At 63.4% G+C, this 13,562-nt stretch carries 13 protein-coding genes; 4 read left to right on the top strand and 9 right to left on the bottom strand.

Annotated elements, in window-relative coordinates:
- Position 1: 1 nt before the first annotated feature.
- Positions 2–1,090 (top strand): enolase C-terminal domain-like protein, encoded by a 1,089-nt coding sequence (locus tag JQ628_RS03780; protein ID WP_212219531.1) that lies wholly within the window; start codon positions 2–4, stop codon positions 1,088–1,090.
- Here the strand turns inward: JQ628_RS03780 and JQ628_RS03775 are convergent.
- A complete protein-coding gene (locus JQ628_RS03775; RefSeq protein WP_212219528.1) occupies positions 1,084–2,604 on the bottom strand; it encodes an NAD(P)H-hydrate dehydratase in 1,521 nt (506 codons plus the stop codon). The genes JQ628_RS03780 and JQ628_RS03775 overlap by 7 nt on opposite strands.
- Before the next feature lie 356 nt (positions 2,605–2,960).
- Between JQ628_RS03775 and JQ628_RS03770 the strand changes: the two genes are divergently transcribed.
- Positions 2,961–3,299 carry a P-II family nitrogen regulator gene (locus JQ628_RS03770; RefSeq protein ID WP_011441447.1) on the top strand — a complete coding sequence of 113 codons (339 nt, stop codon included), beginning with the start codon at positions 2,961–2,963 and terminating at the stop codon, positions 3,297–3,299.
- A gap of 142 nt (positions 3,300–3,441) precedes the next feature.
- Positions 3,442–4,851: a type I glutamate--ammonia ligase gene (glnA, locus tag JQ628_RS03765; RefSeq protein ID WP_212219525.1), complete on the top strand. Its 1,410-nt coding sequence runs from the start codon at positions 3,442–3,444 to the stop codon at positions 4,849–4,851.
- A 90-nt stretch (positions 4,852–4,941) separates the two neighbouring features.
- On the opposite strand, the gene JQ628_RS03760 is transcribed toward glnA, so the two are convergent.
- From JQ628_RS03760 to JQ628_RS03745, 4 genes are all read right to left on the bottom strand, one after another.
- Positions 4,942–6,009, bottom strand: a complete 1,068-nt coding sequence (locus tag JQ628_RS03760) for an extracellular solute-binding protein (protein ID WP_212219522.1) — start codon at positions 6,007–6,009, stop codon at positions 4,942–4,944.
- A 69-nt stretch (positions 6,010–6,078) separates the two neighbouring features.
- Complete coding sequence (locus tag JQ628_RS03755) at positions 6,079–7,980, bottom strand: PAS domain-containing sensor histidine kinase (RefSeq protein WP_212219519.1); 1,902 nt, start codon at positions 7,978–7,980, stop codon at positions 6,079–6,081.
- A 149-nt stretch (positions 7,981–8,129) separates the two neighbouring features.
- Complete coding sequence (locus JQ628_RS03750; protein ID WP_212219515.1) at positions 8,130–8,897, bottom strand: gamma-glutamyl-gamma-aminobutyrate hydrolase family protein; 768 nt, start codon at positions 8,895–8,897, stop codon at positions 8,130–8,132.
- Positions 8,898–9,009: 112 nt separating this feature from the next.
- Positions 9,010–9,705, bottom strand: coding sequence for a hypothetical protein (locus JQ628_RS03745; RefSeq protein ID WP_212219513.1), 696 nt, complete (start codon positions 9,703–9,705; stop codon positions 9,010–9,012).
- A gap of 138 nt (positions 9,706–9,843) precedes the next feature.
- On the opposite strand from JQ628_RS03745, the gene JQ628_RS03740 reads away from it, so the two are divergent.
- Positions 9,844–10,971 (top strand): AI-2E family transporter, encoded by a 1,128-nt coding sequence (locus tag JQ628_RS03740; protein WP_349628015.1) that lies wholly within the window; start codon positions 9,844–9,846, stop codon positions 10,969–10,971.
- Between the two features lie 4 nt (positions 10,972–10,975).
- Here JQ628_RS03740 and JQ628_RS03735 read toward each other — a convergent pair whose 3' ends face one another.
- From JQ628_RS03735 to rpsI, 4 genes are all read right to left on the bottom strand, one after another.
- Positions 10,976–11,272 (bottom strand): antibiotic biosynthesis monooxygenase family protein, encoded by a 297-nt coding sequence (locus JQ628_RS03735; RefSeq protein ID WP_212219510.1) that lies wholly within the window; start codon positions 11,270–11,272, stop codon positions 10,976–10,978.
- Positions 11,273–11,378: 106 nt separating this feature from the next.
- Entirely contained in the window at positions 11,379–11,612 is a 234-nt protein-coding gene (locus JQ628_RS03730) for a hypothetical protein (protein WP_212219507.1), read from the bottom strand.
- 42 nt (positions 11,613–11,654) lie between these two features.
- A complete protein-coding gene (locus JQ628_RS03725; protein WP_212219504.1) occupies positions 11,655–12,872 on the bottom strand; it encodes a GGDEF domain-containing protein in 1,218 nt (405 codons plus the stop codon).
- Positions 12,873–13,084: 212 nt separating this feature from the next.
- On the bottom strand, positions 13,085–13,561 hold the full coding sequence (gene rpsI / locus JQ628_RS03720) for a 30S ribosomal protein S9 (protein ID WP_212219501.1): 477 nt from the start codon (positions 13,559–13,561) through the stop codon (positions 13,085–13,087).
- Position 13,562: the final 1 nt, after the last annotated feature.

The following is a 13,562-nucleotide window of genomic DNA, read 5'->3' as shown; positions in this document are numbered from 1 at the left end:
CATGAGCAAACCTGTTCCCGCCATCCGCGGCGTGAAGACGCGTGCCATCGTCGCGCCGATCGCGCGGCCGGTGAAAACCGCCTTTGCCACCATCGACGCAGCGCCGCTGGTGCTGATCGATGTTGAAACCGATTCCGGCATCACAGGGCATTCCTATCTGTTCGCCTACACAAAACTCACGCTGAAGGCGCTGACGCATCTGATCGAGGAAATCGGCCGCGAGCTGGTCGGCCGGCCGGTCGCACCGTTCGACCTGATGGCGGCGATGGATGCGAAATTCAGGTTGCTGAGCTGGCAAGGATTGGTCGGCATGGCCGTGTCCGGCCTCGACATGGCCTGTTGGGATGCGCTGGGCAAAGCCGCGGAAAAGCCGGTCGTGGAATTGCTCGGTGGCTCGCCCAAGCCGATTAAGGCCTATGACAGCTATGGCGTGGTCGATCCCGTCGCCGACGAGAAGGCGCTGCGCCGTTCGCTCGACCGCGGATTTCGCGGCATCAAGATCAAGGGCGGCGACGGCGATGCCGCCAACGACGAGCGCGTGGTAGCTGGCGTGCGCGCCCTGCTCGGCCCTGATGTCGCGCTGATGATCGACTTCAACCAGTCGCTGGATCCGGCCGAGGCGACGCGCCGTATCGAGCGGCTGGCGCCTTACGATCTCACCTGGATCGAGGAGCCGGTGGCGCAGGAAAACTTGCTCGGGCACGCCAAGGTACGCGCCACTTCGCCGACGCCGATCCAGGCCGGCGAGAACTGGTGGTTCCCGCGGGGATTTGCGGAAGCGATCGCCGCGGGCGCCAGCGACTTCATCATGCCCGACCTGATGAAGTGTGGCGGCGTCACCGGATGGCTGCGCGTGGCGGGCCAGGCGGAAGCTGCCTCGATTCCGATGTCGAGCCATCTGTTTGTCGAAGCCAGCGCTCATGTGCTGGCGGTGACGCCGACCGCGCACTGGCTTGAGTTTCTGGATTTTGCGGGCGCCATTCTTGTCAGGCCGGTGGAGATTGTTGACGGCACCGTAACCGCGCGTGGTCCCGGGCTTGGGCTCGAATGGAATGAAGCGGCGGTCGCGAAATATCTGGTGCTTCAGTAGCGGGACAGGCCCTGTCCGTAATCGATTCCGAACTCGTCGTAGAGCTGACGAAAGACGGCCGGCAGCACTTCCGGCAAGTCTTCCGCAATCAATCCGGGGCCCGCCTCGCGCGCGCCCTCGCCGTGCATCCAGACGCCGATGCTGGCCGCCTCGAATGCCGGCACGCCCTGCGCCAGCATTCCCGCGATCATGCCTGACAGCACGTCGCCGGCGCCGGCCGTGGCAAGCCATGGCGGCGCGTTGGAGGCAATGCAGGCGCGGCCGTCGGGAGATGCCACCACCGTGTCGGGGCCTTTGAGCAGCACGACCGCGCCGGAACGCTCCGCCGCATCGCGCACGCGTTCCAGTTTGGAGCGCAGCGGATGCTTGTTGCTGATGTCGCTGAACAGCCGCGGAAACTCGCCTTCATGCGGGGTGAGCACCACCTGCGGATCTTCCGCAGCCTTGATCGACTCGAACAGCCGGTCCGGCGCATCGGCAAAGCTGGTCAGCGCGTCGGCATCCAGCACGAGATGCCGTTTGGCCGACAGCGCGGTGTGCACGAAATCGCGGGTGCGCTCGCTGATGCCGGCGCCCGGCCCGATCACACAGGCGTTGAGGCGCTTGTCGCTGATCAATTCACCGAACTCGATCGCGGTGTCGACGGGGCGCACCATCACCGCCGTGAGTGCGGCTGCGTTCACGGCGAGCGCATCGCGCGGCGAGGCCAGCGTGGCAAGGCCGGCGCCTGCGCGCAACGCGCCGCGCGCCGCCAGCCGCGCCGCGCCGGTCGAGGCCATGTCGCCGGAGACGATCACGGCATGGCCGCGGACGTATTTGTGCGCGTCGACCTTCGGCAGCGGAAACGAGGCGGCCCAGGTGTCAGGCGCGTTCTCAAAAGTTTGCGGCCTGATCTCGTCCAGCACGCCCGAGCTGATCCCGATATCGGCGACGCGAACGCGGCCGCAATGAACTCGCCCCGGCAGCAACAGATGCGCCGGCTTGCGCCGGAAGAACGTCACGGTCTCCGCGGCGCGCACCGCGACGCCCATCACGGCACCGGTCGTGCCGTTGATGCCGCTCGGCAGGTCGACCGCCAGAACGCGCGCGCCATTGGCATTGATCGCCTCGATCATGTCATGCGGCTCGCCCTTCACCGGACGGTTGAGGCCGGCGCCGAACAGCGCATCGACGATCAGCGCGGGTTTTCCGATCGCCTGCGGATTGAACGGCAGCACCGGATATTTCCAGCCGCGTGCGGCGGAAGCAGCATCCCCTTGCAGGCTGTCGCGCTCGCACAGCAGGATGACCGAGACTTCACGGCCGCGCGCGGCGAGCTCGGCGGCCGCAACGAATCCGTCGCCGCCATTGTTGCCGCGGCCGGCGACCACCACGATCGGCCCTTCCTCGGCGAGATCCATCGCCGCTTCCGCTACCGCCTGACCCGCGCTGAGCATCAGCGCAAAGCCGGGCGTGCCTGCGGTGATCGTAAGGCGATCAGCATGCTCCATTTCGGATGTGGTCAAAACTTCCATGCCGAATCCCCGGTCTGTCCGCCCGTTACTGAGGCATATGCTTTTTTGCGGGGCGGCCGTACCCGCAAGAGTGCACACGAATTGATCTGTTTGCCTATTTCGTGAGCTTCGCTATCATCAAGTGCGCCATCCGACTTCTCCAAACTGCCTGTTAAAAGTCTGATAACGCTCCGAAAAACTGGCACGTTAACAACTTGGCACAGACCCTGCTTTCGGGGAAGCCGGCTCAGGATGATCGGCAATTGTGAGAATTTCCCGCCCTTTGGCGGGGACATAGGATCGAACCGACGTCGTGTCGTATGCAGCATCGACCGAGGCTGTGACCAGAAATTTTGCAAGTGCCGGGAGGCCGTTCAGTGAAGAAGATCGAAGCCATCATCAAGCCGTTCAAGCTCGACGAGGTGAAGGAGGCGCTTCAGGAAGTCGGCCTGCAAGGCATCACCGTCACCGAAGCCAAGGGCTTCGGCCGTCAGAAGGGCCATGCCGAGCTCTATCGCGGTGCAGAATACATCGTGGATTTCCTGCCCAAGGTGAAGATCGAGATCGTGATCGGCGACGACCTGGTCGAAAAGGCGATCGATGCGATCCGCCGTGCGGCCCAAACCGGACGCATCGGCGACGGCAAAATCTTCGTTTCCAACATCGAGGAAGCGATCCGGATCAGAACCGGCGAATCCGGGCTGGACGCTATCTGAGGCGGGTGCTATCCGAATTTCGATATCCAACAACAACAAAAAGGCTGCATCGGCAGTCTGATCATTCGCGATCTCCCGTTCGCGAAATATCGAAAAACCTCGTTTCAATCCTGGAAACCGGCCGCAAGACAAAGGGGTATTCATGAAGACCGCCAAAGACGTCCTGAAATCGATCAAGGACAACGACGTCAAATACGTCGACCTGCGTTTCACCGATCCGCGCGGCAAGTGGCAGCACGTGACCTTCGACGTCAGCATGATCGAAGAGGACACGTTCGCCGAAGGCCAGATGTTCGACGGCTCGTCGATTGCCGGCTGGAAGGCGATCAACGAATCCGACATGTGCCTGATGCCCGATCCCGTCACCGCGACGATCGACCCGTTCTTCGCCGAGACCACCATGGTCATCGTTTGCGACGTGCTGGAGCCGACCACCGGCGAACCCTACAACCGCGACCCGCGCGGCATGGCCAAGAAGGCCGAGGCGATGGTGAAGTCGATGGGCGTCGGCGACACCGTGTTCTTCGGCCCCGAGGCCGAATTCTTCGTGTTCGACGACGTGCGCTTCTCCGCCGATCCCTACAACACCGGTTTCAGGCTCGACTCCTCGGAACTGCCGACCAACTCCGGCACCGAATATGAAGGCGGCAATCTCGGCCACCGCATCCGCACCAAGGGCGGCTACTTCCCGGTGCCGCCGCAGGACTCCGTGCAGGACATGCGCTCGGAAATGCTGGGCGCCATGGCCAAGATGGGTGTCAAGGTCGAAAAGCATCACCATGAGGTTGCTTCCGCCCAGCACGAGCTCGGCATGAAGTTCGACACGCTGACGCTGATGGCCGACCAGATGCAGATCTACAAATACTGCATCCACCAGGTCGCCCACATCTACGGCAAGACCGCCACCTTCATGCCCAAGCCGGTCTATGGCGACAACGGCTCGGGCATGCACTGCCACCAGTCGATCTGGAAGGACGGCAAGCCGGTGTTCGCCGGCAACAAATATGCCGACCTGTCGGAAACCTGCCTGCACTACATCGGCGGCATCATCAAGCACGCCAAGGCGATCAACGCCTTCACCAACCCCTCGACCAATTCCTACAAGCGCCTGGTCCCGGGCTATGAAGCCCCGGTGCTGCTCGCCTATTCCGCGCGCAACCGTTCGGCCTCCTGCCGCATCCCCTACACCGCCAATCCGAAGGCCAAGCGCGTCGAGGTCCGTTTCCCCGACCCGATGGCCAACCCCTATCTCGGCTTCGCCGCGATGCTGATGGCGGGCCTCGACGGCATCAAGAACAAGATCGATCCGGGTCCGGCGATGGACAAGGATCTCTACGACCTGCCGAAGGAAGAGCTGAAGTCGATCCCGACCGTCTGCGGTTCGCTCCGCGAGGCACTGGAAAACCTCGACAAGGACCGTGCGTTCCTCAAGAACGGCGGCGTGTTCGACGACGACTTCATCGACAGCTATATCGAGCTGAAGATGACCGAAGTCGCCCGCTTCGAGATGACCCCGCACCCGATCGAATTCGACATGTACTATTCGCAGTAACGCGGGCGGCGGACGTTTCCGCCCCGCGCTACGGCTTCGCTAACGAAAGGCGCCCTCGATCGGGGCGCCTTTTGCTTTTGCAGGCAAGGATCACACGCCGAAAATCTTCGTGTACCTCTTCTTGATCTCTTCGCTCTGCGCCTGCACGGCGGCGGGATCGGCCTTGAGCAGTTTCAGGTCGGCGAGCGGAATGTGCGCTCCCTTCTCTTTCACCTGCGCGTGGAAAGAGCGATGGGCGAAGACATCCACCAGCATCTGCTGGGTCTCGGCGCTGAAGAAGAAATGCTGGAACAGCTTTGCCGCATTCGGATTGGGCGCGCCACGGAAGATGCCTGAAGGCACGATGATCAGCGGCGCGCCTTCGGTCGGATAGACGACCTCGACCGGTTTCCCCTGGTCCTTCAGCAGCACCAGATTGTAGTCGTTGCCGTCGGCCATCACCGCCCGCTCGCCGAGCAGGATCTTCTTCGGCGGATCGGCCGCGGACTGCACCTGCATGACCTTCTGCTGCGCGAGCTTTTCAAAATACGACCAGCCGAGATCACGGGACAGCACGAAGGTCGCGGTGAGGATCGCCCCGCTATAGCCGGGATGGCCCTTCACGATCTTGCCCTGCCACTTCGGATCAAGCAGATCGGCGTAGCTCTTTGGCGCATCCTCGCGCTTGACGAGACCGGTGTTGTAGCCGATCGCCTCGACCCAGGCGCAGGCCGTCGCATGCGTGCCGTCAGGATCGACCTGGTCGGACGGAAAATGTTTCGCGACCTCCTCTGGAACATAGGCCTCCAGCCAGCCGCTCTTCTTCCAGTCGAGGTAATGTGCGGGATCGGTGGAGTTGGCGATATCCACCGCCTTGATGCCGCTGCCCTGCTCCTGCGCGATGCGCTGGAAGATCCGCTCGGCCCCGGAGCGCTCGACCCGCACGGCAATGCCGGGATATTTAGCCTCGAAATTTCGCGCCAGGCGCTCGGCGACATTCAGCTCGAGGGCGCTGTAAAAGGAGAGCTTGCCTTCCTTCGTCGCGGCTTCGACCAGGGCGGGCGTGACGGCCGAAGCCGGCGGTGCGGCGGCCCGCAACGGTTCGGCGAAGAAGGCCGCCGCGGCTGACGCCGCAGAGGCCTTCAAGAGGTCACGCCGCGAATATCGACTGACTTGCATGGCTCGCTCCTGTTTCCCGCGAGGGACGATAGCAGAAGTCCACGCTGCGGGCAGGACCTCCGCCAGAAGCTAGCTCTGCGCCGGTCTGGGAGGATTCTCGGCCAGAAAGCGCTCGACGTCCTGCTGCGCCGAGTAAGGCAGCGGAATCGGATCGCCCATGTGGTCGACCGGCCGGTCGAGCGCGAGCCGGACCATGCGCGCGAGCTCTGCCTTGCGATAGGGTTTGGCCAGCATCAACACGTCATCGTCAAGACTTCCGGTGGAGCCGAACGCGCCGAACGTGTTGCCAGAGGTGTAGAGCACACGCAGCGGCCGCCGCAGCGCGGCGACCTTGGCGGCCAACTGGCGTCCGTTCAGCGCGCCGGGCATGGTGATGTCGGTGAACAGAAGATCGAACCGCGTTCCGGCATTGACCAGCTCGAGGGCTTGCGCCGCATTGGCGGCGGCGATCACCTTGTAGCCGAGGCTCTCAAGGCGCTGCGTGACATGGCCCCGCACCACGTCTTCGTCCTCCACACACAAGATTGTTTCCGGACCGCCGCGCACGGCCGCCTCGTGCATTGCCGTCGCAGCGTCCGGCACTTGCGCAGGCGCGGCATCCGCCTTCGGAAGATAGATGCGAAAACCGGCGCCCTTGCCTTCCTCGCTGTCGACGACGATGCTGCCGCCGGACTGCTTGACGAATCCGAATACCATGCTGAGACCGAGCCCGGAGCCCGCGCCGAACTGCTTGGTCGAGAAGAACGGTTCAAAAATCCTGTCGCGGATTGCAGCCGGGATTCCGCTGCCGATATCGGTGACCTCGATCACGACGTAGTCGCCCGGTGCAAGTCCGCTCGTCGATGTGCAGGGATCGGCCTGGCTAAAATTGCCGGTCGTGAAGACCAGCGTGCCGCCATCGGGCATCGCATCGCGCGCGTTGATCGCCAGATTGACCAGCGCCGAGCTCAATTGGCTGCGATCAACGAATGCTGGCCAGGCCGTTTCGGCCAACCGGGTCTCGATCACGATTTGCCGCCCGAGCGTCGGCGTGAGCAGCCGGACCGTCTCGGCGACCAGCACGTTGATGTTGGTTTCGACCGGAGACAGCGGCTGCTTTCTGGCGAACGCCAGCAGGTTGGCTGTGAGCTGCGATGCCCGGTCGGCCGCATCGTCGATCATCCCCGCGATGGCGGCGAGATTCGGATCGTCCTTGACGCCCTCGGCAAGGATTTCGATCGTGCCCGTAATCACCGTCAGCATGTTGTTGAAGTCGTGAGCAATGCCCCCGGTCAACTGTCCGACGGACTCCATCTTCTGGGCGTGGAAGAGTTGCGCTTCCGCCGCACGCTTGGCAGTGATGTCCCTGATGAATGCATTGATGATGTAGCCATCAGCGCGCCGAAGCGCCGTCAGCGATATCTCGGCGAAGAATTCATGGCCGTCCTTGTGCCGGAGCGCGGTTTCGTACCGGCCGCCGGAGGTCTCGCCGGAGGCCTCGCGAAGGAACTGATCCACCCATTGCTGATGCGTGACGCGCTGCGCTTCCGGAAAGACGAGTTGCGCCACGCTCACGCCAACCGCTTCCGCCCGCGTCCAGCCCATCAGGGCTTCGGCGTGCGGACTCCAGTTCAGAACGACACACCGTTCGTCGGTCTGCACGAATGCATCGAGCGCGCTTTCGATGATGGACTGCGCCATTTGCTTGTCGTCGATGAGCGCCTGAAAGGTCCGCGCCTGCTCGGCCTGATCGCGAACACCAGGCGCGTTCGCGGCGGCAACAGTGCGGCCGTCGATATATTTGGCGGCGACGAAGGTGAAAGCGATCGCAAGAAGCGCAGCGGTGGCGCCGCCGGCGAGCGCCGCGCTGCCAATCGTGCTTCCGATCGCCTGGGGCGTCGCAGCAAAATAGAACGCAAAGCCCGTCACGATGCAGCAGGTCAGCACGACCACCAAGACCATCGCCAGCGCTAAGCGGGTTGATCGCGTCATCGACTTCACGGGTCTGGATATCTGACTAGCAGCCGCCCGATCGGATCGGCTTTATTCCCGTACCGCCGTGCTTAGCCGACTTCCGGCTGACAATCCCCCGAATTCCGCCCCGTAGTATCCCGGAGCAACACGGGCCCCCGGCCCGACGTTTAGCTTGCGCGCTTCTCGACCAGCGCCTGGCCAAATGCCTCGAACAGCGCGCGGTTGATGGGATTGCGCTGCGGATCGTATTCCGCATGCCATTGCACGCCGAGCGCAAAGCCGGGCGCGTCCGCGATGCGGATCGCCTCGATGGTGCCGTCTTCAGCAATACCCTCGATCAGCACACGTTTGCCCGGCTCCAAAATGCCCTGCCCGTGCAACGAATTCACGCGAATGGTCTCGCAGCCCAGTATTTTTGCAAACATGCCACCCGGCGTGAGCCGGACCTCGTGACGGTCGGCAAAGATCACCCTCGGGTCGGGATGGATGTCGCCGTTCTCCAACCGCGGCATACGGTGGTTCATCCGCCCCGGCAATTCGCGGATCTCCGGGTGCAGCGACCCGCCGAACGCAACGTTCATCTCCTGGAGGCCGCGGCAGATGCCGAACAGCGGCACGCCGCGCGCAACGCACGCTTCCGACACGGCCAGCGCAACGTCGTCGCGATGGATGTCGTAGGGCTCGTGCTTTTCGCAGGGGTCGACGTTGAACCGCATGGGGTGCACGTTGGCACGCGCCCCGGTCAGCACCACGCCATCGACGACATCCAAGAGGGCACCGACATCCGTGATTTCCGGAATGGACGGAAACATCAGCGGAATGGCGCCTGAAACCTCGGCGACGGCTCGCAGATTGCGCTCGCCAACACCCTGAATGTGAAATCGATTCTCGATGTGATGCGAATTGCCGATGATACCGACGACCGGCCGTCTCATGTGATCAATGTCTCGAAGAATGTTTTTCTCGTTGAGCCTCGATTCCGGAGACGATCATGCCCTCGGTTCCGTGCCGGATCAATATGTTACAGACGGGCGCGACCCTGCCCTGCTATTTCCGCGTAAAGGCCTCGCGGGCCTCCTGAGGCCCTTCTCCCGGCAATCCAGCCGCCCTCAGGGCCGCCAGCGCCCCGTCCGGCCGCTCGAGCCACGAAAGCCTGGCCGCGATCCCCCGCGTCACCGGCTCACCGAGCGGGCCGCCGAAATCGATCGGCCAGAAGCCATTGGGCACCACTTCGGCCGTGATGCCGCGCAGGCGATAGCCCTTCCCGAGCGCGGCCTCCGGAGCGTCCGGCGGCACGGTGCGCGCGGTTGCCGGGTCGGCCGGATCGGCGAACGTGACCAGTGCCGGAATCAGCGCACCCTTCACCGGCACGATCCCGGTCTGCTTGCTCATGTCGTTGAAATTCACCCGTCGGCCGGCGGCGGCGCCATAGGCGCGCAATGCCACGTAATTCGTCGCGTCGAGATCGATCTTGCCGTCCTCGACATGCGCCAGCAGCGCGACGAGATTCTTGCCGGCCCCGAGATCAACGGACACGGCGTCGCCCGAGGTGCTGGTGCGGCCCTTGCGGCTGTAGCCCCGATCCGGCGTAACGGCCAGGATTCCCGAGCCGGATTTGACGCCTTCCGGCGTCTCGACCTCCACGGTCATGCGGTATTTGTGGCCGGGACGGTTGATCCTGATCTGGTCGCCGACTACCAGCGCCGCCAGCAGCGCCAGCGGCCCGATCCATTTGAAATTCATCAGCCTCGCCTTCTCGTGCCGACCCGCTTGGCATACCCTGCCGGCTAGCGTCAAACCGGCGCGTTTCTGACCGCTTGATCCCGGCCGCGTTTTGTCGAATGAGTGCTTCCGGAAAACGCGGGGTTGAGGGGGATCAACGTGACAGATTCGACCGGCGATCGTCTTCAGGCGCGCAACGACTTGGCATGGTCGATATCGGTCGGCGGATGCGGCATCGTGCTGTTCGTCGCGCTGTTGGCATTGGCCTGGTATTTTGCGGCGACCCTGTTCCTGATTTTCGCAGGCATGCTGCTAGGCGTGGCGCTCAATGCCATGACCGGGCTGCTCGGACGCGTGGTGCCGCTGCCGCAATCGGTGCGGCTCGCCATCGTCTGCCTCGCGCTTGTCGCCATCTTGTCAGGCATCCTGTTCCTCGGCGGCACCACCATTGCCCAGCAGGCGACGATCCTGAGCAACACGATCAAATCTCAGCTCACGACCGTCAAAACCTTCCTCGACAGCCATGGCGTCGACACCAGCTTCTTCGATCTCAACTCCTTCAGTGCAACGCAATCCGGCTCGGAGACATCGACAACACCGTCAGCTTCGCTACCGCACAATCTGCCGAGCGCCAGTGCGATCGCCTCCAGCGGCGGCGCGATCCTCGGCCAGACCTTCAAGGTGCTGCTCGGCACCGTGAGCGTGGTCGGCAATTTCTTCATCGTGCTGTTTCTGGGACTGGCCTTTGCGGTGCAGCCCGGCGTCTATCGCGAGGGCCTGTTGTTCATGGCCCCTGCGAAGCATCGTGCGCGGACCACCATCATCATCGACCGCATCGGCTACACGCTCGAGCGCTGGCTGATCGCGCAGATCATCACCATGGCGGCGGTTTTCTTCGTTACCTGGATCGGCCTTGCCATCATCGGCATTCCCAGCTCGTTCATCCTCGGCATTCAGGCGGGCCTGCTCGCCTTCATCCCGACCGTCGGCGCGATCCTCGGCGGCCTGATCGTGGTGCTGGCGAGCCTCGCCTCAGGCTGGATCGCCGGCCTGAGCGCCTTCATCCTCTTCCTCGGCGTGCACGCGTTGGAAAGCTACATCCTCACGCCGCTCATCCAGCGCCAGGCGCTCGACATTCCGCCTGCGACGCTATTTGCATTCCAGATCCTGCTCGGTGTGGTCTTCGGCATCTGGGGCCTGGCGCTGGCGCTACCGTTGATGGCGATCGCAAAGGTGATCATCACCCACTTCAAGACGGAAAGCAGTTTGCATCCCGCTGCGGCCTGATCGGTCAGGTCGCCACCACCGTCTCGGTATGCTCGACTTCGGGCGGTGCCGCGAAATATTCGCCCACCAGAGCGCGCCAAGCCGTGAAATCCTCAGAACCGCGGAAGTCCACGGTGTGATTTTCCAGCGTTTCCCATTGCGCCATCAACCGGTAGCGTGACGGCTTTTCGATCGATTTGTGCAACTCGAAACCCTTGCCGCCCTTGGCACGCAGAAACAGCGGCTTGGCCTTGGCGACTGCTGCCTCAAAATCCTTCTCGGTGCCGGGCTTGACGTCGATCTGGGCGATTTCGGTGATCATATCGGGATGCGCCTCTGTTTGGGGGACGCCAAATCTCTAGCAGAGCGCCTTGCAAAAGAAAAAGGCGCCCGGTGGCGCCCTCCATTCCCGATTTTTCACGTTCGTGTCAGTTCAGCAGCAGCACCGTGGCCGCCACCGCCAGCGCGCAGCCGACAAATATCACCGTCGGCCAGCCTCCCCGTCGGGCGTAACGGCCCTGCGCACGGCGCTCGGAGATCAGCGCCATCTCGTATTCATCCGAGGAGGAAAACAGGCAGGCAAACCCGCCGCGCGCCGATATCGCGTCGGCTTCCAGTGCCGTCAGGGCAGCTTGCGGGCTTCGTCGGCGCAATGAGTCCATACCGCAGATGATATGGAGCGAATGGTAAACGAGAGGTTTACCCTAAACGCTGACCGGCTTCTGGCGTTCGGAGGCCGAGAGCCCCGCGCTCTTGCGCCGCCAGTGTTCCAGCGACAGCGGCATCTCCTCCGCCGCCTCCACGCGATTACGGCCATTGCGTTTGGCCTGGTAAAGCACGGTGTCGGCCGCGGCCAACAGCACCTCCAGTTCGGTGCCGGCCGGTCCCCCGGCGACGCCGATACTGACTGTCGTGTCCACCTTGCAATCGTCGACGACGATGTCGGACGCTTCAAAGGCTTCGCGGATGCGTTCGGCCACCAGCACGCCCTCTTCCAGCGAACAGGACAGAAGGGCCGCGAACTCCTCGCCGCCGATTCGGCCCGAGAGGTCGGAAAAGCGCAAATTGCTGGCGATAACGGTCGCGAACAATTTCAGGATCTCGTCGCCCGCGGGATGGCCCCAGCGGTCGTTGATCCCCTTGAAATGATCAATGTCGAAGATCATCACGCTGACCGGCCGCCCGGCCTTGGCCTCGCGCTCGATCACGCGCGCGCAGGCTTCGGAAAAGCCGCGGCGATTGAACAGGCCGGTCAGCGGATCGGTCGAAGCCGCGTTCCTGTGCATGGCCACCGTGCGGTCCGACACCAGCATGAAGATCACGAACACGGTGCCGATCGCATAAAGCACGAGTTCGACCGCGAACACGGTCACCCAGATGCTATGGGCAAAATTCTCGTCGTGGGCGCGCAGGAGATCGCCCAGCAGGATCGGCAGCATCAGCACGCAGCCGTGCATGACCGGGACCGCGACAGTCGGCCAGCGCCTTTGCATCGAGCGGCGGCGTTCGTTCCACAATTCGCCGGCCGTCAGCGCGGCATAGACGGCAACGATGGTCGCGCCGATGGTCAGCCGCAGGGCGGCCTCGCTCGGCAGCAGCGTCGTCATGGTGGCAAGCCAGAAGATCGCCCCCAGCACCACGCCGGGCCAATTGGCCTTGCGGCCGTGAAACACGCGCGAGGCGTTCCAGACCATGCCGCAGGAGAGGAAGGCGATGGTGGTCAGCGCCAGCGACATCGGGCCGCCGAGCCTGGTTCCGGCGATCGTCCACAGCGCGACCGAACCCGATCCGATCAGATATGCGCTGCCCCACCATTTCAGCGCCGAGATGTTTTCCTGCCTGCCGAAGAACACCAGCATCGCGCCAAGCATGGCCGTGATCATGGCCGCGACGACGTAAAGCGTGGAGGTATCGAATGACATGGACGCTACCGAAGCATTGTGATGCGTAACGCCGCCCAAAAATGCGGCGTTCGTCTCACAGGCTAGAAGGTTCCCGTTGGCAATCCGTTGTCGATCACAGCCAAGTTTTCACGAAAAACTGCGTCAATTGATCTGCAAACCCGCAACAAAAAAGCGCCGGCAAATGCCGGCGCTTTTCAAGGCGGAAATTCCCGCGGATTTTAGCGAAGCGGTTAGCGCTTCGAGAACTGGAACGAACGGCGGGCCTTGGCGCGGCCGTACTTCTTGCGCTCGACGGTGCGGGAGTCGCGGGTCAGGAACCCGCCTTTCTTGAGCACGCCGCGCAGCTCCGGCTCGAAATTGGTCAGCGCCTTGGAAAGGCCATGACGCACGGCACCCGCTTGGCCCGACAGGCCGCCGCCGGTGACGGTGCAAATCACGTCATACTGGCCGGCGCGGGCGGCCGCGACCAGCGGCTGCTGGATCATCATGCGCAGCACCGGACGGGCGAAGTAGACTTCGACGTCGCGGGTGTTGACGGAGATCTTGCCGCTGCCCGGCTTGACCCAGACGCGGGCAACCGCGTCCTTGCGCTTGCCGGTGGCGTAGGCGCGGCCCTGCTTGTCGACCTTCTTGGTGTATTTCGGCGCGTCGGGAGCGGCCGGCTTGAGCTGCGAGAGCTGGTCGAGGGACTGCATGGTGTCGGACATC

The sequence above is a fragment of the Bradyrhizobium lablabi genome (assembly GCF_018129385.1).
GTDB classification, from domain to species: domain Bacteria; phylum Pseudomonadota; class Alphaproteobacteria; order Rhizobiales; family Xanthobacteraceae; genus Bradyrhizobium; species Bradyrhizobium lablabi_C.
Note: the sequence above shows the minus strand (reverse complement) of the source record. Positions and strands in the feature narration are given on the sequence as shown.